Consider the following 19,062-nt stretch of genomic DNA (forward strand, 5'->3'; position numbering starts at 1 on the left):
GTACCCACAGCGTGACCCTCGGCTACCTCGGCGCCGTCCAGGTCCAGCAGGGGCGCCTTGACGAGGCGTGTGCCACCTGGAGTGAAGCCCTCGATGCGATGTCCGGCGTCCAGTCCGGCCGCGCCCGCGACGTCATCGTCCGGATGCAGAGCGATCTCTCGCCCGTACGGCACCGCGGCGGCCGGCACGTTGTGGAGCTGGACCGCCGCGCACGCGAAATGCTCCGCACCATAGGCTGAACACCGATCCGGACGGCGGCGCCCCCACCCTCGGGATGCCGCCCAACGCGCCCTGCCGAGCGAGAGGAACGAACGGTGGTCTCCACGTACGAGGTCAGACCGATCGCCACGGTCGTGGGAGGACACACCCGCGTCCTGGACGACTACCAGGGCGGGGTCCGGTCGATCATCCGTCTCCACGACGAGTACCCGCTCGAAACCCTGCAAGGGATCGAGGAGTTCTCGCACCTGACGGTGACGTGGCGCTTCCACTTGGCGCGCCCGGAGGATGTGCAGCTTCATGCCCGCAGCCCTCGAGGGAACACCCGCTGGCCGGCCACAGGGACCTTCGTGCACCGCAACCACCGGCGGCCGAACCAGCTCGCGATCAGCTACCCACGGCTGCTCGACGTGGACGGCCGGGACCTCCTGGTCACCGACCTCGATGCCGTCGATGGGACGCCCGTGATCGACCTGGCACCGTACTTCGAACAGATGGGGCCCCGGGGCCCGGTCCGTCAGCCGGCTTGGCCAGGCGATATGCTCGACCCGAGCTACTGGGCGGACGCAAGCGAACGACCTGCGGAGCGCGGCGTGTAGTGGGAATGACTGAGCTGTTCTGTACGCCCTGCGCACTACGACTCCGTGGGCTCGGCGGTCTGCGGGGCATGGTGTTCGGGATCGGCGATGAAGAACCACACGTCTTTCCCCTCGCCGGGCATCGCCACCGAGAACTCGTCGACCAACGCCCGCACGAGAGCGAGGCCCCGGCCTCCGAGGTCGAGAGGCGCCGCTGTCTTCCGCACGATCGGCCGAGGGTCTTGATCGCGGACGACCGCGGTGACACCGCCCGGGACGTGCTGTACGAGCAGGCTCGCTGAGCGCCACCCGTTTTCATCCGGGCTGGTGTGCACCAGCACGTTCGTCAGCAGCTCGTTCACGGCGAGAAGGACGATCTCGGCGACTTCACCGCTGACCCCCCACCAGGCGAGGTGGTGACGCACCACACCGCGCACGAGACCCAGGTGTCTCTTCTCGAGCTGGAAGGTCATGTCGAGTTGGCCCCGGCTGCTTCTGGACGCGGCGCGGGTCGATGGGCCCGCGCCGGGGCTTTGAAGAAGTGTGCTCATCGATGCTCCGTCCGTTGCACCGGAAGCCCTACATCGGGGGGCGGTTGCGGTGTGTACTGGGACCGAATCGGTCAGCAACCATTGAGGCAGAGCACGCGCTCGTCGTGCAGGCCCTGATGCCGAGAGCCGAAGAGTTCGGCATCGCGAGGATGGGGAACGGACATGCCGCAGCCAGAGAAGCCGCTCGACCCGGGAGCCTCTCCGCAGGATTGGTTCGGCAGTGAGCTACGTTTCCGACGTAAGGCAGATGGCCTCTCGGCCAAGGCTCTGGGACGGTTGGCGCAGGTCAGCGATGACATGATCTTGTCGATCGAGAAGGGGCAGTACCCCTCGTGCCAGCTGGAGGTCGCTCGGCAACTGGACAAGGTGCTGGAGACCGGTGGTGTCTTCGAGCGGGCATGGCCGATGGCCTTCGCCCCCCGCGATGCCGATAAAAAGCGCCCTGATGCCGATAAGCGTTCTCGCAAGGAGCCGGAGACAACGGTTCAGGTGCATCGAGGCCGCATCCTGGGCAGTGACGAAGTACCTCCTCGCCTTGGGAGCCCCGAGCCCGTGGACCGACGCGCGTTCCTCCAAGTCAGCGGCCTGGCCGCCATTGCCCCCATAGACCTCACGCACGGTTTCGCCCCGTATGAGCTGACGCTTCCCGATTCGATCAGCTCCCACAACGTCGACCAGGTTCAGGAAGTAGCCACCGCGATCAGCGGTTGGGACAACAAGTTCGGTGGCGGAGGCATGGTCGGCGACGTCGCCGGTCGTGCGATGCAGTGGGCGGCCGGACTCCTGAGCGCCAAGTGCCCGGAAACTTTGCGGTCCGACCTCCTGGCGGCCGTCTCCCGGCTGGGCATCGTCGTTGGCGCCTCGGCTTTCGACTCCTACAACCACACCTACGCCACCGCGACGTTCCTCTTCGCCGCCGATCGCGCCGAAGAAGCAGGGGACTGGCACCTGCGTGCGAAGGCATACTCGTTCCTCGCGCGACAGGCCGTGTGGCTCGGTCAGCCCGACGACGGGCTCACGCACGCCGAGAAGGGCCTGGTGCGTTCCGATCGACTTACCGCCACCGAGCGGGCCATGCTGCACACGGCACGGGCCAGGGCGTTCGGCAAGATGGGCAACGTCCGCGATTGCATGGCCGCTGTCGGCGAGGCCGACGAAGCGTTCTCCCACGCTCGCCCGTCCGAGGGTCCGCCGTGGATGGCTTACTACGACGAGGCCCAGCACAACGGCGACACCGCTCACGGGCTGTTCGACCTCGTCATCCTCGCGGACCAGGACCCGGGACGGGCGGCCCGCCGCCTCGACACCGCAGTCAAGGGCCACTCGGACGCCTACAAACGCTCCCGGGCGATCTCCCGCACGAAACTCGCCGCACTCGTCATGGCCAAGGCTGACCCCCGCCAGGCGGCTGCCATCGGCCACGACGCGCTGGACGAGGTAGGCCGACTCACCTCCCGCCGCGCCGCCGACGACCTGCGACAGCTCGGCGCGTTCGCCACCAAGCATCCGAAGGTGGCGGAGGCCGTCGCCCTGCGGGAGCGCATCGCCGCTACGGTCTCCGCATGACCACCTCGGCAGCAGCCCCCGCCCGAGAGGCACTCGAACAGGTGTGCGTCGCCGTGGGGCTCGACCCCAGCGGAGCCGAGCCCGTACGGCTGGCAGAGAACCAGATATGGAGGCTGCCCGGACAGCATGTGATTGTTCGAATCGCGCGGCGTGGCCAGACCACAGCCGCGCTCCGGGAAGTACGGGTCGCACGATGGCTCGCCGAGCACCACATGCCGGCCGTCCGTCTCGCCGACATCAGGCAACCGGTCGAGGCCGGTGGCCGGCCCGTCACCTTCTGGGAGGAACTCCCGCCGCACGAACACGGCAGCCACACGGAGGTCGCACAGCTGCTTAAACGCCTCCATGCGCTGCCCGCTCCCGATGTCGAACTCGGGTACCTGGACCCGTTCGTCCGCATCAGCGAGCGCTTGGAGGCAGCAACTACGTTGGCCAGCACGGACCGTGAGTGGTTGAGGGGTCTGCATCAAGAACTTGCGGCAGCGTGGGCCGAGCGCCCGCACGGGCATCCGGACTGCGCCGTGCACGGCGACGCCTGGCCCGGCAACCTGATCCGCACTGCCGAGGGCCCGCTGATGATCGACCTGGAGCGCTTCTCACTGGGCCCACCGGAATGGGACCTGGTCTCAACAGCCGTACGGGCGCGGACGACAAGCGCGATCACGTCGGCGGAGTACGACGAATTCTGTGCCGCGTATGGGTACGACGTAACCGACTGGGCCGGTTACCCGATCCTGGCCGGCGCTCGGGAACTCCGCATGGTGACGTACGCCGCCCAGCACGCCACCAGCAACCCCGAGTGGGCAGATCAGGCCCAGCATCGCGTCGACTGCCTGCGTGGCCGCCGCGGACCGCGTCCGTGGAGCTGGAAGGGCATTATGTAGTTCGTATCGACTGAGGTGGTCGACCGCGGAAGCATCGGGTTAGGCGTGGACGCGACATAGCCGACGATTTTCAATCACTGCCACAGCCGACTCCGCAGTCGACCATCTCGGGGACGAACTACCGGACGGCGGTGTGGTGATCCCCGGCGATCTCGCTTCGGCCCTGCTGCGCGGAGGTGACGTCGACCAAGGCGTCTATGTAGCACGTCAGTTCGCCGAGGCGGCACAGGTCAAGCCCAACACGATGGGCAAGGAGCGCGCAGCGACGATCGCCGCGTCACTTCCCGACAGCGAGCGGGAACTCGCGGCTCACCTGCGGCAGTTCACGTCCTGAAACCCACTTGCGCGGCACACGGGCAAACGCAGGACGCGAACGCCGTCATACGGCCCGCCCCTCGTCAGCCCTGTGCTGTCTCCTCGACGACCCAGGACAGGTACGCCTCCGACCCACCGGTCACGGGCAGCGTGATCCACTGGGGGACGTCGTACGGGTGCTGCTCGTGGAGCCATGCCTCCAGCGCCGGGAGCCGGTCCGTCGTCGTCATGTACGAGATCCGCCACTCCTGCGCCGTCTCGACCTTGCTCTTCCACCAGTAGTAGGCGGTGATCGGAGCATCGATGTGAACGCCCGCTGCCAGCTTGCGCTCGACCGCACCCCGGGCCAGCGCCCTCGCCTGAGCCTCGTCGTCGCTGGTCGTCTGAGCGATCACAATATCGTTGGCCATGCAAGTACCTTTCCAGCTCGGGTACCGCGACCCTACCCAGCCGTCCAGGGCACGTCGAAGGTTGGTCGCTACCGGTGAAGGCGGGTGGGACTCACCCACCGACCTGCATCAGTCGCAGGTGACGGCGCATGTCTTACGCCTCAATGGGTCCGGGGCAGGAGGGTTCCACGCAGCTGTCGGCGGGCATTCGTCCACGGCAGACAAGAAAGAGCTCCAAAGGACTGGAACCGCGGAGCCCTCGTTCAGCCAGCAGGGCAGATGGCGGTGGGAGACGGCCGGTGCGTGGTGCTCATGACGTGACCTCCGTGGTCGGGCCTCCACAGGGGTGCGCTCTGAGTCGCCTCGGCCAGCCGGACGAGGCGAACAAGGGCTGAGGGCCTGGAGGCATCCCGCCTGGTTCGCCCGGCTCCGGCGGGGCATAGCCACCAGAACCGTGCCCGTATTCGGTGAGGGGCTGTGCCGGCCGCTGGATAGGCGGGCTTTCTGAGCGAGTCTGGATGCCTGCTCTGCGCGACGAGGGGGCTTCGGCGGGTATCTTCCGCTAAGCGGCGCGGGAACAGACTCTTGGTCGATGAAGCCGATTTCGGCGCCCACCAGGCCCTCATTCGCTCACGGCAGACGAGGAACATCTCGGAAAGGGTGGAACCCGCCGTGGGTCTATGTCAACGTACAACACCCCTGAACCATGGGCCGACTAATCCGCCCCTGTCTCGCTGAGGAGATCCCCTTGGTGACGTGCGCGAATGGTCTGTTCGCATACCGCCCTCGTCCTCGCCGTCCGCGACGCAGTGAACGCGCGGATGTCCTGCGGTGGGCGAGCGCAACATAGACGAGGATCGCCGGTTAGCCAAACCGGCGATCGTGGCGACCCTGAAATGCGTTCAGCCTCTGCGGTTGTGCCCGGCGGCGGGGCTGCAGCGAAGCTCAGGAGGCTAGAGCCGCGCGACTAGTCGGCACCGGTCTGCTAGCACGCAGGCGAGCCCGTCGCTTCTCGGGCGTAGGACCCGCCTAGAAGGAGAGTGAGTACCCCCTGTCAGCTCCGATCAAGAAGCTCCCGCCCAACTCCAAGGGGCAGGAGCGCTACCGGTTCGTGGTCGACGTCGGCGTGGACCCTGGAACGGGGAAGCGTAAGCAGCTGCGTCGTACGTTCGCCACACTCAAGGAGGCGAAGGCCGAGTACGCGCGCATCACCAATCGTCGTCAGGAAGGGACATTCGTCCCGCCCAACCAGATAACTCTCAATGAGTGGCTTGATCAATGGCTCGCCATGAAAGCAGAGGATCTGGAAGAAACCACTATCTACAACTATCGGATCACCCTCGACCGGGTCAGGGGGAAAATGGGTCACATTCGCCTTCAAGACCTTACGGAGGAGAACGTAGAGGAGTGGATGCAGTGGGCGTTGAAGCATGGGCGAGTACGTGGCGATAAAGCAGGAACTCCGTTGGGGGTGACCAGTGTAGAAATGAGCCTCGCCCGATTGAGGGATGCCTTGAATCGGGCAGTGACACGCCGGCTGCTGACGATAAATGTGGCTCAGCATGTCACCATCCCGCGTAGGGCGCGCAAGGAGGAGCGGAAGAATAAGCAGGAAGTAAACCCGTGGAACGTCAAGGAAGTTCAGGCGTTCATTCAGGGCGTCAAGGTAGACCGGCTCTATGCTCCTCTTCTGCTTTCCCTCATGGGTCTGCGTCCGGGTGAAGTCTGCGGACTTAGATGGGAAGACGTTGGCTTGGAGAATGCCACGATGGCCATCGCCAACACGCGGACAATGATGGGGAATCGATATGTGGTGGAAAAGGACACGAAGTCCCTGGCCGGAGAACGCGATCTGCCCTTGCCGGCTCCGGTGCTGGCTGCCCTCCAGTCGTTCAAGGCTCTCCAGGCCAAGGAGAAGCTCGTCCTCGGTGAGGCTTACTTGGACTCCGGGTACGTCGTGGTGCACGAGACCGGGGAAGCCTTCACGATCAAGCAACTCCGTAGACGCGCGTACCGGCTCATGGAGATCCTTGGTCTTCGCCGAGTACGCCTGTACGACGCTCGCTCGTCCTGTCTCACCTATCTCGCCAACAACGGCGTGCCGGATCACATCCTCGCCCGATGGGCTGGGCACACGAACGTCAGGACCACGAAGAAGTGGTATGTGAAGCCGGACGTGGAGGACCTCCGCGGAGCCGCGACCACGTGGGATGGCCTTCACGGTTTTGAGGCGGAGAAACAAGCGTGAGTCAGGAAGCCTGGCAGCGAGGCGATTTGCCCAGCCGTATGAAACCAAGATCGAGATGGATCCGGACACCGGCTGCTGGTTGTGGACCGGCAGCTGTAACGGGGAGGGGCGGTCAGGCTACGGCCAAGTCTCCTACGAGGGAAAGACACAGCTTGTCCACTGTGTGGTGTTCCGGCTGCTGATCGGTGAGATCCCGGAAGGCTTTCAGGTGGGTCATGCTGATCCTTGGAGCCAGCAGTATACGCTTTGCTGCAAACCGGACCGCGTGAAAGCAGTGCCGAAGCAGGCAGCTCTGCGGAGCAGGGACTGGGAGAGCGCGCGTGTCAGGAGGATGCACTGTCCGGGCGGCCACGCGTACACGTCGGAGAACTTGTACCTGGGTCCCCGAGGGTTCCGGCAGCGCCGGCGGTGTGGCGCTGCCAGGCGCGGGAGTCGCCGGGTTTTTCCCCGGCCGTGTGACAGCTCGTGACACGTGAGAGGGTCTGGGGCGTGAGCGAGACACCACCGAACACCCTGCAATACCGCTTTGACGGGCCAGAAGAGGCCCCAGTCCTGATCCTGGCTCCCTCACTGGGCACCACATGGCACAGGTTGTAACGGTTGTCTGTGGGCGTCCACGGCAGTCCAGTATGGGCGCGTAACACCAGGTCAGAGCTCTCGGTCCGGGGGGAGCCGACGTAGTTGGTGACAGGCGCGTGAGGGGGCCTGTGAGAGCGCCGGTGAGCAGGGCTACCCGGACGCCCTGGTCGAGAGCGACCGGATCCAGCTCAAGGCCGTGCTGGCCAACTGTCCCGAGCTGGACGTCCTCGCCAAGCACGTGCGGACCTTCGCTCACATGGTCACCGACCTGCAAGGCAACCAACTGCCAGAGTGGATCAAATCAGCCAGAGCAGCTGCCGGCCTGCCCAGTCCCAGCCGGTTCGCCCAGCACCTCGAACGCGACCTTGACGCCGTCGTCGCCGGACTGTCCCAGCCGTGGAACTCCGGTGTCGTCGAGGGCCATGTCAACCGGATCAAGATGCTCAAGCGCCAGATTTCGGTCGCGCAGGATTCGAGCTCCTCCGCAAGCGCGTCCTGCTCGCCAAATGACCATGCCAGCAGATCTGATCTGACTGTCTGTGATCGTCATCGATCCTGCGTGGCATCACGCCGAGGATCAGATTTTCGAGGGCGTGCGGCATTGGCCCGAAGCTGGCGACCCAGGTCTCGACAAGGTAGATCTCACTGTCCTCATCGATACCGAGAAAGAATCGGCCGTGATCGAGCTCGCCGAGCGGGAAGAGACGTCTCCCCAAAGACTCGCCCCATTCGGAGAACCGATCATTCTCTCCCCAAGCCAGCTCCGGGTCCAGCTCGAATGGTTCCCGGGCGCGGTTGATTCCCGGGCCGCCGATACTCACGATCAGCCCTCCGAACTCCTGGAGAAACGAACTCCTGGAGAAACTTCTCGGCAGCGTCGTGCATGACGATCCCGACCGCGTCGAACCGGGACCGCCAGCCGGTCGTGTCGACCCGCCTGCCCGCCGTCCATCCAGAAACCTCCAGGACCTTCAGCACCTCCGGTGACCGCTCACTCATGACAGGCCCAGCCCCCAGCTCGAAGCATGAGGCGATCATCCCAGCAGACGACCCGATAGAGAACAGCGTGTGACCGCACCACAAGAAGTGGACCAGAGCCCGTTCCCGCCTACAAAGCCACACGCGCCGACTCAGGAACGACCCGTTCAAAGCGGGAGGCGGACCACACCCCGCGTCCACCTCCCGCCCAGAGACCGTCTGACTCCCGCCTCACCTGGGCAGGCATCCCGACCACCGACGTGGAGAACCTCTTAGAGCCCGTGCATCGGTGTCAGCCCGGTGAGATCGGTGGTGCCGTCCGAGATACCGATCCACTCGGCTAGGGCGGTGGGATCCGGTGGTGTGTCCGTGAGAGTGGTGATGCGGGCGTGGACGGCGCGGACGGCTTCAGGACGGTGGCTCATTACCCGCATTGCCACACCAGCACCAGGGAACGCCGTGGGGTTGGGCCTTCGCAAGGCGAGAGCGAGCCGGACCCAGGGCTCGTGTTGTCGAGGTCGTTGTGTGACCTGGTCCGTGGCGAGGCGGCGGGCCGAATCGGTCTCGCCGAGAAGGCGGGCCAGGTCGGAGGGGTCGTGGGTGTTTTGGGCTGCTCCTTCGGGCGGCGTTCGGTGCAGGCGGGAGGGGTCGACGGCGATTCGGCACAGTAGTGCCGTGTAGTCGTTGAGGGACTGGGCAGTTGGATCGGGGGCCAGCACGCTGCGAATGTGTGAAGAGGGCGGTCGGGGTGCGCTGGACGACCATGCTTCGGCGAGGGCCGTCACGGTGCCGGGGTCCGGCCGAAGGTGGTGCAGCCGCCAGCGGATGCGGTGGGCGACGACGGCATCCTCGGCGAGAGCCGTCACTTCGTCGGGCACGGCAGTCGGGTTCTGCGCCTGCGCCATGCCGACGCCCATCCTGGCGGTGAACTCCCGGCCTGCCTCCGTCAGGCGACGGGACGAACGGAGCGCCTCGTACGCCTCCCGCGTCTGCGCACGCCAGTAAAGCAGTTGGAACTGAGCACGCCGGCGCAGCCTCGCGCTGGCAGAGTGTGCCAACCGCTGCCAGAATTCGACCACGCCGAGGAAGGCGAAGACTCCGTGGAAGAAGCCGGGAAGCGGGCGCGGGTCGTCGCGCCACGGGGCGTAGTACAGCTCCTCCGGTCCCTCGTCGTCGTACAGGTCGAGGGAGTCGAGCACGGCGTTCAGTTTCATGTGCCGGAATTCGTGGATCAAGGTGACGGCGAGTTCCACGGCGTCCGGTGGCGTGCTGAGCGCGGCCCCGCCGAATGCGTCGCTGGCCGAGACAGAGGTCATCATGCCGCTGTTTGACTCGGGCCGGGGTGTGAGGGAGATGAGGCCCGCTGCCAGGGCTTCCGCCTGCTCGGGGCCGACGACATCGGTCAGGAGTTCTGCCGCGTCGCCAATTTTCCGTCTCCACCGGGTGACGTCCGCGGGGGCTAGGCGACGCGGCGGTGCGGAGCCGTCGGCTTCCCGGTAAGGATCCATGTCCTCTAGGACGAGGTCGAAGTGGCTCCGTCCGACGGGGGTTCGTACGCGGTGCACGGGAAGCCAGCCCGGGGGGCACGGATCGTTCGTGCTCGGCAGGCGCACTTCGGTGCCCGAGCACCTGATGAGGGCCGCGTCATCCCTCGCCGCGACGTGCGCGGTAATGGCCGTGGTGCCGCGGAAGTCGGCGGCTCCCAGGCTGGGCAGGAAGACGAAGCCGTCGCGGACGGGGACAGGCAGTGTGAACGCGATCTTGGCCTTGACGGCTGCTGCAGCCGCGACCGCGTGGAGGTGAGGAACGTGTGCCGATGGTGTGCTAGTTGCGGTGCTCGGCCCGCCCGGCGGAGTGTGCAGAGCGCGCAGTGCGCTGCTCAGCCATCTCCCAACGGACGGATGGAGCAGCACGGCTGTGACCGCCTCGGCATTGGCTTGCTCGGCCTGCAGGAGGAGTTCCTTGACCTCGCCGACGCTCGGTAGCCCGCCCTCGCGTTCAGATATGGCCTCATCCGCCAGGCGAAGCCGGCGCAGCAGTTCGGCCAGGGCCACCGCGCGCGTCCCGCGTTGCTGCGCCCGCAGGCGCTCGACTAGTGAGCGGTCCTCCCTGCCGTCAGCCACGTTGCGCACGTCGGCGGGGCTGGGGAAGGGCAGCACAGGCCGGGGCTCAGCAGTGCGGGGGTTCACAACCGGCCGATAATGGACGGGTGTCCCGCCCTCTCCGCCGCCCGTGCCCCCGGAATAGCCCGCGGAGCCCTCACTCCCGCCGCGGCTGGTACGGGGGCGGAGGTATCGGCCCAGGAGCCGCGCAGCAGCAGGGCGCGCGGTCGACGCGTGCTCGTCGGACAGGGCTTGTTCGAGCGTGACTGCGGTCAGATCGGGGGTGTGGGAGGTAAGGGGATCCCGCGGCTCCTGGGGGTCGTCCATCGAGTTGCCTTCCCGCTCGGCGAGTTCGGCGAGCACTGTGGCGAGGTTGCCTGCACACAGCATGACGTCGGGGTGGCGGTGACCCAGCCGCGTCTTGCCGGCCTCCAGCGCGGCCCGGTAGTGATCCGCGGCCCGCTCCGGCCGTCCGAGTAGGTGCCAGACCGTGGCGAGTTCGTGCCGGGCGGCGATGGTATCCGGATGCCCGGGTCCCAACCGACGTTCGTTGATCTGCCAAATTTCGGTGAACTCGTCGCGCGCCCGTTCCAGAAACTCGGTGTCGGATTCGTGATCTCTGATGAGCCGGGCGCGTTCGTGACGGGCGAGGAGCACCTCGGGGTGGTCGGGTGGCAGGACGGTCAGGTAGACCCGTACGACGTCTTCGGCGGCGTTCTCGGCTTCCGCGGCGTGTCCGGCATCGCGCAGGGCGCGCACGAGGCTGACCTTCATTGCAAGGGTGTCCCGGTCAGCAGGCCCGGCCAGCTCCTCGTGCTGCCGGGTGGTGACCTGAAGTTCAGTAACCGCTTCAGCGACGCGACCGCGCTTGTGGGCGAGCGTCGCCAGATCGTGCTTGATGCGCAGGATGCCTCGCGGGCCCGCCTGAGGATCATGTCGGCGCATGGCGAGAGCAGCGCGCAACTCCGCCTCAGCGGCTTCGAAGCGGCCCAGCTCCCGTAGTACCCGGGCCCGGCCGGTCTTGGCCGACTGCATGTAGGGATGACCGTCTTCCAGGGCCCGTTCGCACGTCCTGCCCACGTCCTCGTATAGCCGGTCAGCCTGGTCGAGGTCGCCGTTTTCGCGCAGTGCCCAGGCCAGGTACAACCGGGCGGCGATCGTGGCGCGATCCTCGTCACCGAGCAGACGCCCCCTGGCCTCGGCCACGGATGCGAGTTCGGTGACCGCCTCGCCGTACATCCCCACGTAGATGTGGTACTGGGCAGCGCGCAGGGCGGGCCCGGTGGCCTCGGTGACGAGGACTCTATCCGTGCCGACGCTGGACTCGCACTCGTGCAGCAGCACGCGGGCCGCGGCGCAGTGCGGCGCGATCGCCCGCCACAAGGGCCAGTCTCCGGTGCTGTTTTCCGTCAGGGGGTCGGTGAAACGGTGCAGCAGGGCCGTGACCAGTCTGAGCAGCAGGGGTACCTGGGCGGTGAAGTCGGGGTGGCTGCGGCTGGCCGCCCGGACCATCGGGTGCAAGGTGATCCACCTCGGCGGACCAACCGCGGGTCCGCACGCGGCCTCGCTGTCACGCGTCGTCTCGATGGTGATCAGCTTCAGGCCGGCCAAGCCCTTCAGTGCGTCATTGATCCGTGGCTGCGTCGGGTCGGTGAGGAGCCCGCTCTCCGCGAGCATCTCGGGATCGAGGAGTTTCTGGTACGGAATGGGAGCCGGCCCAAGAGCAGACAGCAGCCGCAGGAGCGGGCGGGCAAGGTGGGCGCCCTGACGGTGCAGCAGTTCAAGGGAGAGTTCCCACGTGCTCTGAATGGTCCGGCGACTCCGCTCGGCTGGCCCCAAGTCCGTGTCCGGATCAGATGCCATCTCCGCCAGGCGGGCGTCGAAGCTGCCGCGATACTCGGCGAATGTGACCGGTGTCGACGGGGACGGCCAAGGATCCTCCAGCGCCCGCGCCAGGTAGGAGCCGGCAAGGTTGAGCGCGAGCGGGAGCCCCCCGAGGTGTTCTCCAAGGTCCTGGGCGTCCTGCACGGTTCCCGCCTGCGGAGCCAGGTCGCGTAAGACCTGAGCACCATGCTCCTTGGAGAGCAGATCGACGCCGACCATGTGTACCCACTGCCCCCACCGTTCCGTGCGGGAGTCCTGGCTGGTAATCAGCACGGCCCCCCAGCGGTGTGCGGGTGGCCGCAGCCATCCGATGCCCTCAGCGGTCCGGGAGGGCGCCGCAGCGAGAAGTGCGGGGTCGTCGACGTTATCGAGGACCAGCAGCCACGGCGTGGTGAGGGCGTCGAGACGCCTCCACAGAACGTCCGCCGGATGAGCCCCGACGAACTCGGCTGCCTGCGCACCCGCAGAGAACGCGACCGCACGAAGCCCCCCGGACAAACCCTCGCCATCCGCTCCCGACACCCACCAGACCCGTGTCGAGGAGGCTGCCAGCCGGTGCGCCGTCTCCAGCGCGACCGTGGTCTTGCCGCATCCGCCCATCCCGCACAGCAGCCACACACCCGGCACGCGCGCGTCACCGTTGACGCGCCGTGTCACCGCACTGGTCAGTTTGGCCACGAGCCCCGCGCGTCCCCGCAGCCGTTCCGCTGCGACCCTGCGCTGCGGAACGGCCAAGGGCACGGTTGCCAAGGTTTGAGAACGATCATTCAGCACCTCCACGGCCAGTGTGCCGAGTGCCTGCGCCTCCTCGTGGGGGAGCAGCCGACGGGAGACCCAGGCCGGCTCGGACGCAGGCGCGGCTTTGATGTCGACCAGCTCAGGGGGGCCATCGCCGTAACGGTGCAGAAGCGTGGCGAATTGGGAGTTGCCTGTGAAGGTGCGGGCTGGAGAGGCATGCAGGCGGCGGTTCGCGAACGCCTCATCATCGTTGACGACGACGCCGACGAGATGGTCTTGGCAGAAGACGGCGCCGCCGGAAGCTCCGGACCACGCCTGCTCGCCGTGCGCACGCATGTCCGGCGCAGACTCCTGGTCCAGGACATACAGATCCTGGGTGCCGATACCGCCAGCCTGTGGAGGCAGCTTCCCGCTCAGGTACTCCACCTTGTGCTGTCCGTCCCTGAAGGTCGCCGAAGGGTACCCAAGGCCCTGGTAGCGCAGTGGGGTGTTGCCGACGGGACGGCCCCAGCGCACCCTTCCGGGCACGTCGACCTCGTCGTCCAGCAGCAGCAAAGCAACGTCGTGTTCTTCCGGGTCGGTCCAGCACACCGAAGCCGGGCAACGGTGTACCTCGGTGTCCTGGGGATGCCCCACACGCACACGGATCTGGGCCCAAGGCATGCCCTTGCTCTCCTCGACGACGTGCCGTGCCGTCAGTACCAGGCGACGCCCGATCAGATAGCCGGTACCGAGGCGGCGGAACTCGGCAGCGTCACCGACACGGATCAGAACCAGTCTTCGACGGTCCAACTCAGCCCTCGTCATCCCAGGAGCCGGACTGCTGGCGACCGATTTCGGGGCTGGCTCCGCCTGTGGCCCGGTCCTTGACCTGGAGCTTCAGCGTCAACTTGTGCCCGCGGGTCGAGGAGTGCGATCCGCCTCCGCTCACGGTCGCCACCCCGAACTGCAACTTCCCCTCGCCCTTGCCGTCACTGCGCAGCTCCAGCAGCAACTCCAGCTCGGCTTCCTCGATCTGGAAGGTGAACTGCTTGTGGGCCCCCCGGGCCTGGGCCTGGTAGAGCTCTTGCCTCAGCTCCTCGATGGCTGCGGCCAACCCGATCGTCGCCATGGCTACTCCCCGTCGACTGTGAGGTTCAGAAATGGGTGGGGCCAGCTGCGGCCGATGATCTCAACTTGCTGCGGGTCCAAGGTGAAGGGCATCACGAGTGTCCGAGCGCTGCGTACGACTACGGCCAACTCGACCGTACTGCACGCGACTTCGGAGTGACCACAGAAGGTGTCGAGTGAGCACACCGGAAGAACCCAGCTTCGAGGACGCGCCCTCTCCCGCGCACGCGAAGCCACCCAGGAGTGGGCCGCCGTGCTCGATGAGTGCCGCCACCCTCGCCCTCGCCCTCGGCGACAGCCTTGGCGACGGCGGCCTCGTACGCCCGCAGCCGCTCCGCCGTCTCCCTCGCGGACTCCCGCTTCTGCCGGCGCTTCTCGCGCCACGCCTTCACATCGCGCCATGCCCAGGCCGGGGCGTTCCACCAGCGCCGGTTGAGGTCCGCGCGAGCGACCTTCGTGAACGCTGAGAGGTAGAACAGCATCGTCCCACCCACGGTCGGGTAGTCGCGCGGCCCCAGCTCCGGATCGTTTCCCCACGGCAGGTAGGCCGCCGGGAACTGGACCTCCATGATGACGCGGTAGAAGCTGCCCGAGTCGTCAGGATCACTGATCGTCAGTGTGTATCCCGCCAAGCGGTCGGCCGCCACACGGACCGCAGGCCGACACCGCAGGTCGATCGCCTGCCACGCCGCCCACACATCCTCGACGCCTTCGCCGCCCCCGGCGCGCAGACACCTCGCGCACGCCTGCACGAACCGGTCATAGACCATCGCCCGGTCCTCGCGCCTGCCTTGACGCACCATCACGAACGGGCCAGACGACTGCATCATCTTCACGGCTGCCTGCGCGCCCGCTCGCGCGATGGCAGCCGTTATCTGAGGTTTCCGTCATGAAGCCACGCTACCGGCCCGTCACAGGTCGCTTTCCAGCTCAACTGTTCTCGTGGCGCCAGGCGCCAGGCGCTGGGCACGGTGACGGGCATCCGGTGGTCGATCTGGTGCTCGCCCTGGGTGCACCCGGCGAAGGGGCCGCTGGAGCTGCGCAACTCGCGCATGCAGGGGCCAGGTGGTCGCGGTGCCACACGGACGGCCCGGTGTGGCCGCAGCTGGCGGGGTCGGTCAGTTCCTGCCAGGCGAGCCACAGCGCGTGCAGCCGGGCCACGGCCGGGGTGTGCTCGAACCACAGGTGGCACCAGCGGGCGTCGGCCGACGGTTCGGCGAGGTAGCCGGGTACGAGGACGCCTTCCACCCACTCGATCAGGGCGCGTAGTTCGTCGTCGTAGGCGGCGGATCGAGCAGCAGGATGAACGGCGGGTACTGCCACTCGTCCTCGTCGGCAGGTTCCTCGCAGGCGTCCGGCTTCGCCACGGCCAAGGCCTCGTCCGGCTCGGCGTCGGCCCCCTCGGTGAGCGTTGTGACCTGGGCGGTCAGGCGGGCCACTTGGGTTTTTTGAGGTCTTCCAGGTCCTGGAAGAGTCCGACCGGGACCTCGAAGTCGGGCACTTCCCAGCGCCGTGCAAGCTAGATAGGTGTTCGTGGTCGGTCCTTGGGCAGGTGGGTTCACCGTGTGTTCGAAGCACTTCTGGACGGGGGCGTCCCTATGTGTGGTCAAGGTGGTGGGGGTGCTGGGTGGGTGAGGATGGCGGCATGACGAGTTGGTTCCGCACCTACTACGAGGACGAAGATCTGTGGCTGTACTTCGAGGCCGATGACGCAGGCTGGGCGGCGCGGCAGGTTGAGGTTCGAGGTGCGGACTCGCGGCCAGTGACGGCCGCATCCTTGGAGGAGGTGTCGCACCTGCGTGGCCATGCCGATCTCGCCGCGATGGGGCGCTATGAGCGGCAGTACGGAGTTCTCGCCGAGGGCAGCCTGGAGGGCCGGCAGGATCAGCCGCAGGCAGCTGAGATCTCCGTGGAGGAGTTCGAGAAGCTGTGGGTTCAGGCAAGGCGGGCTCTGGGCGGTTCACGCTGATCCGGCAGGCCGGTAGCCCGTCGTGGGGCCACGAAGACGGTAATGGGGAGACCATCGGTGGACGTTGTCGCGATCATGGAAGCATTGGCCGAACAGGGCATAACCGTGCTGTTCAAGGCTGACGCCGAGCGGATGGCAGAGAGACGAAAGCCATGGACATTCGTAGCCAGCGGTGCCCCGTTGCGCGAGGACGTCCTTGTGCGGACCGATGCCGCTTCGGTGGAGCAATGCCTCGCAGTGTGCTTGCCCCGCCTGCGTGAGCTGGGGTTTTCGATTCCCGAGTGACGAGAGCAGCCAGTCGGCTCCGTCGCGGCAGTTCACCATGTGTGGTCGCCTGGGGCGTATCGGCTCCAGGTCCCGCCGGCCTCAGTGACCAGGCGGCGGCGTGGCGCGCGGTGTCAAGCTCGACCCCCTCGGCGCCCCGGAGGCCGAGCATAGCTCGCTGAGAGACCCTCGGCTGCGCAATCATCTGCTGGCAGCGCCTCAAAAAACAGTGCTGATCTGAGCCCTCAGCCCGACCGGCGACCAGCGCCTCGCCGAGCGGGGTGCGCCGGTAGAGGCCCTGCCCTCGTATAGCTGCCGCCACCCGACAAGTAGCTAAACGTGACGCCCTGGGCACGGGTCTCCGGGGTGGGACCGGTGCCGGTAGCGTGCCGCCGACGACGCGATGCGAAGGCGGGGCCGCGGTGGCGGCCCCGTTCTCCCGAAGCTACGGCGAAGTGACAAATAGCCCTCTGTAATCAGAGTGACGTTCGGTCAGGGAGAGCGGGGCGGGGTCCGGGGACTTCGCCGACCTGGAGGGCTGCGAAGTCGGCGTGGGCCTGTTCGACGGCTTCGGGGTACGCCTCGCGCTTGGCGGGTTCGGCGAGCGCCCGGTAGATGCTGGCCACTGAGGGGTTCTGTCCCTTTCGCTTGCCGGTGGGGTGATCAGGTTGGGCTGGATCTGCTCGACGGACTCGCCGCCCGCGCGGCGCCGGAGCACGGTGTGCAGTATGTCGTCGGTGATGACCGGGGGTCGGCCGCCGTGCTTGCCCTTGCGGGCGGCGGTGTCGAGCCCTTCTAGGGTGGACTCACGGATGTTCTCCCGCTCGGTCTCCGCCATCGCGGCGAAGAACGCGAACAGCAGCTTGCCGGGGCCGACGGGGTCGTAGAGGCCAGGCAGGGGTCCGGCGAGCATCTCCAGGACCAGGCCGTGGGCGGTGAGGTGGTCGGCGAGCGCGGTGAGTTCGGCGGCGTCGCGGCCGAGCCGCTTCATCTCGTACACGGTGAAGATGACCCGGCGGTGTGGGGCGTGCGCCTTGATCTCCCGCGCCGTGCGGAGCGCCTCCTCGAACTGGTGGCGGACCCGCACCCGGGTGCTGATCTTCTCGCTGAAGATCTTGTCGAGTGGGATGCCGTGCTTGCTGAGCGCGTCGAGCTGGGAGTCGAGTTCCTGCCCGAGGGTCGAGCAGCGGGCGTAGCCGATGCGGATGCGCGCGCTCGGCAGGTCCGGGTCGATCGGCGTCGGCGGCGGGGTGCCCGGCCGCCAGGGTCGACCCGGTCCGCGGTCGGCCGGGGTCGGTATGCGCCGCAGCTTCGCGAGTCGGGGCGCCTTGGTGAAGCGGCGGGTGTGGTAGGCGGAGGCGACCGCGCCGCCGCGCGAGCGGCAGGGTGAGCCGGCCGTGCGTCACACTTCGGACAGGTGTGCTGTTCGACGTCGTCGGCGTCCGACCGGTCGGTTGGGGAAGGCTGCTGAGGGTCCGTCATAGGCCCGGATTTTCGCACAATGCAAGTCTCAGAAGGGGTCTGTCCCGCTTTTGAGCGAGAACGGGTTCTGAGAACCGAATCAAGATCCACGAGGGTTCGACGGCCGGTTCTTGATCTTGCTCCGGCAAAGGACCGTTTGGGAGAACAGCGGTCAGGGCAATGTGTGCGGGATCTCCTGGCGGGGCGCGGCTACGGGCGCGGTCATGTCGAGCAGCATCATGGCGTCGTGGTCGGGGGTGCCGGGTTCGGCGGTGTAGACGCCGATGCGCTGGCCGGGGGTGCCTTCCAGGTGCATGGACTGGGAGGTGAGCGTGACCATGCCGACGCGGGGGTGGTGGAAGGTCTTCTGCGCGGGCTTGCGGCCGGTGACCTCGTAGCGTTCCCACAGCCGGGCGAAGTCGGGGCTCTTGAGGAGGAGCTCGCCGACGAGGTTGGTCAGGTCGGGGGCGTCGGGGGCGGTGCCGGCGACGGCGCGCAGCCGGGCGACGCAGCCGGTGATCTGGCGGTCCCAGTCCGCAAACAGTTCACGCGCGGCCGGGTGGAGGAAGAGGTAGCGGGCGAGGTTGCGGTGTTTGGCCGGCCAGTCCTCCAGGCCCGCGTACAGGGCGAGGCCGCCGGGGTTCCAGGCCAGCATGTCCATGCTGCGGCTGATGACGTAGGCGGGGTTCGGCCGCAGTGATTCCAGCAGCAGTTTCAGGTGGGGGCGCACGGTGCGGCTGGGCGCGGGCGGAGGTTCGGGGGCGTAGCGGGCGGCGCGGGCGGCGAGCTCGCGCAGGTGCTGGTGTTCCTGGTCGTCCATGTGCAGGGCGCGGGCGAGGGAGTCGAGGACGGCGGGGCTGGGGCGGGTCTCTTTGCCGCGTTCCAGGCGCACGTAGTAGTCGATGCTGATCCCGGCGAGGGTGGCCAGCTCCTCGCGGCGCAGGCCGGGGGTGCGGCGGATGCCGGCGCCGACGGTGAGGCCGACGTGTTCGGGGCTGGTCTGGGTGCGGCGGGCGCGCAGGTAGCGGCCCAGCTCGGCGCCCTCGCTGTGCGCGCTCTGGGATGCCATGACCCCAGTCTCACCCGCTGGGCATCCGCTGCGCGGGCGGGAGGGGGGCCCTGTCATTACCCCCGAAGAGTCCGCCCTGCCACACCGGAGCAATCCGGGCGAAGGTGAATGAGGAAGACGCCGCCCCCTCGCCGTCGCCCAGGCTCCAACCGGCACGA

19 protein-coding genes and 2 pseudogenes are annotated in these 19,062 nt (G+C 67.4%); 9 read left to right on the forward strand and 12 right to left on the reverse strand.

Features of this window, described 5'->3' with window-relative positions; genetic code table 11:
- Positions 1–11 precede the first annotated feature (11 nt).
- The gene (locus tag ACF09J_RS34870) at positions 12–239 is read left to right on the forward strand and encodes a hypothetical protein (RefSeq protein ID WP_392309472.1); all 228 of its coding nucleotides are present in this window, start codon (positions 12–14) and stop codon (positions 237–239) included.
- A 75-nt stretch (positions 240–314) separates the two neighbouring features.
- Positions 315–818, forward strand: coding sequence for an SAM-dependent methyltransferase (locus tag ACF09J_RS34875; protein ID WP_392309473.1), 504 nt, complete (start codon positions 315–317; stop codon positions 816–818).
- Between the two features lie 35 nt (positions 819–853).
- Here the strand turns inward: ACF09J_RS34875 and ACF09J_RS34880 are convergent, their stop codons facing one another.
- On the reverse strand, positions 854–1,348 hold the full coding sequence (locus ACF09J_RS34880; RefSeq protein ID WP_392309474.1) for an ATP-binding protein: 495 nt from the start codon (positions 1,346–1,348) through the stop codon (positions 854–856).
- Positions 1,349–1,510: 162 nt separating this feature from the next.
- Here ACF09J_RS34880 and ACF09J_RS34885 point away from each other — a divergent pair, with 162 nt between their 5' ends.
- The 3 genes from ACF09J_RS34885 (at position 1,511) to ACF09J_RS34895 (ending at position 4,132) form a co-directional block, all read left to right on the forward strand.
- Positions 1,511–2,914 carry a helix-turn-helix domain-containing protein gene (locus tag ACF09J_RS34885; protein ID WP_392309475.1) on the forward strand — a complete coding sequence of 468 codons (1,404 nt, stop codon included), beginning with the start codon at positions 1,511–1,513 and terminating at the stop codon, positions 2,912–2,914.
- Positions 2,911–3,798 carry an aminoglycoside phosphotransferase family protein gene (locus ACF09J_RS34890; protein ID WP_392309476.1) on the forward strand — a complete coding sequence of 296 codons (888 nt, stop codon included), beginning with the start codon at positions 2,911–2,913 and terminating at the stop codon, positions 3,796–3,798. The genes ACF09J_RS34885 and ACF09J_RS34890 overlap by 4 nt, the downstream gene beginning before the upstream one ends.
- Before the next feature lie 133 nt (positions 3,799–3,931).
- On the forward strand, positions 3,932–4,132 hold the full coding sequence (locus ACF09J_RS34895; RefSeq protein ID WP_392309477.1) for a hypothetical protein: 201 nt from the start codon (positions 3,932–3,934) through the stop codon (positions 4,130–4,132).
- A gap of 64 nt (positions 4,133–4,196) precedes the next feature.
- On the opposite strand, the gene cutA is transcribed toward ACF09J_RS34895, so the two are convergent.
- Positions 4,197–4,523, reverse strand: a complete 327-nt coding sequence (gene cutA, locus ACF09J_RS34900; protein ID WP_392309478.1) for a divalent-cation tolerance protein CutA — start codon at positions 4,521–4,523, stop codon at positions 4,197–4,199.
- A 1,090-nt stretch (positions 4,524–5,613) separates the two neighbouring features.
- On the opposite strand from cutA, the gene ACF09J_RS34905 reads away from it, so the two are divergent.
- Together ACF09J_RS34905 and ACF09J_RS34910 are read left to right on the forward strand one after the other, a co-directional pair.
- Positions 5,614–6,750: a tyrosine-type recombinase/integrase gene (locus ACF09J_RS34905; protein ID WP_392309479.1), complete on the forward strand. Its 1,137-nt coding sequence runs from the start codon at positions 5,614–5,616 to the stop codon at positions 6,748–6,750.
- A 489-nt stretch (positions 6,751–7,239) separates the two neighbouring features.
- Positions 7,240–7,338 (forward strand): annotated as a pseudogene (locus ACF09J_RS34910) (3-oxoadipate enol-lactone hydrolase); the annotation flags it as partial.
- Positions 7,339–7,630: 292 nt separating this feature from the next.
- Here the strand turns inward: ACF09J_RS34910 and ACF09J_RS34915 are convergent.
- The 8 genes and pseudogenes from ACF09J_RS34915 to ACF09J_RS34950 all read right to left on the reverse strand — a co-directional run bounded on the left by ACF09J_RS34915 (position 7,631) and on the right by ACF09J_RS34950 (position 15,580).
- On the reverse strand, positions 7,631–7,879 hold the full coding sequence (locus tag ACF09J_RS34915) for a hypothetical protein (protein ID WP_392309509.1): 249 nt from the start codon (positions 7,877–7,879) through the stop codon (positions 7,631–7,633).
- A 79-nt stretch (positions 7,880–7,958) separates the two neighbouring features.
- A pseudogene (locus ACF09J_RS34920) lies at positions 7,959–8,150 on the reverse strand (SUKH-3 domain-containing protein); the annotation flags it as partial.
- The gene (locus tag ACF09J_RS34925) at positions 8,071–8,367 is read right to left on the reverse strand and encodes an SUKH-3 domain-containing protein (RefSeq protein ID WP_392309480.1); all 297 of its coding nucleotides are present in this window, start codon (positions 8,365–8,367) and stop codon (positions 8,071–8,073) included. The gene ACF09J_RS34925 and the pseudogene ACF09J_RS34920, both read right to left, overlap by 80 nt.
- Before the next feature lie 212 nt (positions 8,368–8,579).
- Positions 8,580–13,823 (reverse strand): aKG-HExxH-type peptide beta-hydroxylase, encoded by a 5,244-nt coding sequence (locus tag ACF09J_RS34930; protein WP_392309481.1) that lies wholly within the window; start codon positions 13,821–13,823, stop codon positions 8,580–8,582.
- A gap of 1 nt (position 13,824) precedes the next feature.
- Positions 13,825–14,142: a trypco2 family protein gene (locus ACF09J_RS34935; protein ID WP_392309482.1), complete on the reverse strand. Its 318-nt coding sequence runs from the start codon at positions 14,140–14,142 to the stop codon at positions 13,825–13,827.
- A gap of 118 nt (positions 14,143–14,260) precedes the next feature.
- On the reverse strand, positions 14,261–14,977 hold the full coding sequence (locus ACF09J_RS34940) for a hypothetical protein (protein ID WP_392309483.1): 717 nt from the start codon (positions 14,975–14,977) through the stop codon (positions 14,261–14,263).
- A 94-nt stretch (positions 14,978–15,071) separates the two neighbouring features.
- Complete coding sequence (locus ACF09J_RS34945) at positions 15,072–15,464, reverse strand: DUF4913 domain-containing protein (protein ID WP_392309484.1); 393 nt, start codon at positions 15,462–15,464, stop codon at positions 15,072–15,074.
- The gene (locus tag ACF09J_RS34950) at positions 15,398–15,580 is read right to left on the reverse strand and encodes a hypothetical protein (RefSeq protein WP_392309485.1); all 183 of its coding nucleotides are present in this window, start codon (positions 15,578–15,580) and stop codon (positions 15,398–15,400) included. Before ACF09J_RS34950 ends, ACF09J_RS34945 begins: the two co-directional genes overlap by 67 nt.
- A 206-nt stretch (positions 15,581–15,786) precedes the next feature.
- On the opposite strand from ACF09J_RS34950, the gene ACF09J_RS34955 reads away from it, so the two are divergent.
- Positions 15,787–16,110, forward strand: coding sequence for a hypothetical protein (locus ACF09J_RS34955; protein ID WP_392309486.1), 324 nt, complete (start codon positions 15,787–15,789; stop codon positions 16,108–16,110).
- Positions 16,111–16,167: 57 nt separating this feature from the next.
- Positions 16,168–16,395: a hypothetical protein gene (locus ACF09J_RS34960; protein WP_392309487.1), complete on the forward strand. Its 228-nt coding sequence runs from the start codon at positions 16,168–16,170 to the stop codon at positions 16,393–16,395.
- A 424-nt stretch (positions 16,396–16,819) separates the two neighbouring features.
- Here the strand turns inward: ACF09J_RS34960 and ACF09J_RS34965 are convergent, their stop codons facing one another.
- Positions 16,820–17,683: a recombinase family protein gene (locus ACF09J_RS34965; RefSeq protein ID WP_392309508.1), complete on the reverse strand. Its 864-nt coding sequence runs from the start codon at positions 17,681–17,683 to the stop codon at positions 16,820–16,822.
- 324 nt (positions 17,684–18,007) lie between these two features.
- Positions 18,008–18,904 (reverse strand): helix-turn-helix transcriptional regulator, encoded by an 897-nt coding sequence (locus tag ACF09J_RS34970; RefSeq protein WP_392309488.1) that lies wholly within the window; start codon positions 18,902–18,904, stop codon positions 18,008–18,010.
- Positions 18,905–19,062 lie beyond the last annotated feature (158 nt).

Source organism: Streptomyces sp. NPDC014889, from assembly GCF_043081205.1.
Taxonomy (GTDB): domain Bacteria; phylum Actinomycetota; class Actinomycetes; order Streptomycetales; family Streptomycetaceae; genus Streptomyces.

Bases quoted from the DNA above. Each gene is read 5' to 3' on its own strand.
- ACF09J_RS34880 (WP_392309474.1), bottom strand. From the start codon at position 1,348: ATGAGCACACTTCTTCAAAGCCCCGGCGCGGGCCCATCGACCCGCGCC.
- ACF09J_RS34885 (WP_392309475.1), top strand. From the start codon at position 1,511: ATGCCGCAGCCAGAGAAGCCGCTCGACCCGGGAGCCTCTCCGCAGGAT.
- ACF09J_RS34890 (WP_392309476.1), top strand. From the start codon at position 2,911: ATGACCACCTCGGCAGCAGCCCCCGCCCGAGAGGCACTCGAACAGGTG.
- cutA (WP_392309478.1), bottom strand. From the start codon at position 4,523: ATGGCCAACGATATTGTGATCGCTCAGACGACCAGCGACGACGAGGCT.
- ACF09J_RS34915 (WP_392309509.1), bottom strand. From the start codon at position 7,879: ATGACGATCACAGACAGTCAGATCAGATCTGCTGGCATGGTCATTTGG.
- ACF09J_RS34925 (WP_392309480.1), bottom strand. From the start codon at position 8,367: ATGATCGCCTCATGCTTCGAGCTGGGGGCTGGGCCTGTCATGAGTGAG.
- ACF09J_RS34935 (WP_392309482.1), bottom strand. From the start codon at position 14,142: ATGGCGACGATCGGGTTGGCCGCAGCCATCGAGGAGCTGAGGCAAGAG.
- ACF09J_RS34955 (WP_392309486.1), top strand. From the start codon at position 15,787: ATGACGAGTTGGTTCCGCACCTACTACGAGGACGAAGATCTGTGGCTG.
- ACF09J_RS34970 (WP_392309488.1), bottom strand. From the start codon at position 18,904: ATGGCATCCCAGAGCGCGCACAGCGAGGGCGCCGAGCTGGGCCGCTAC.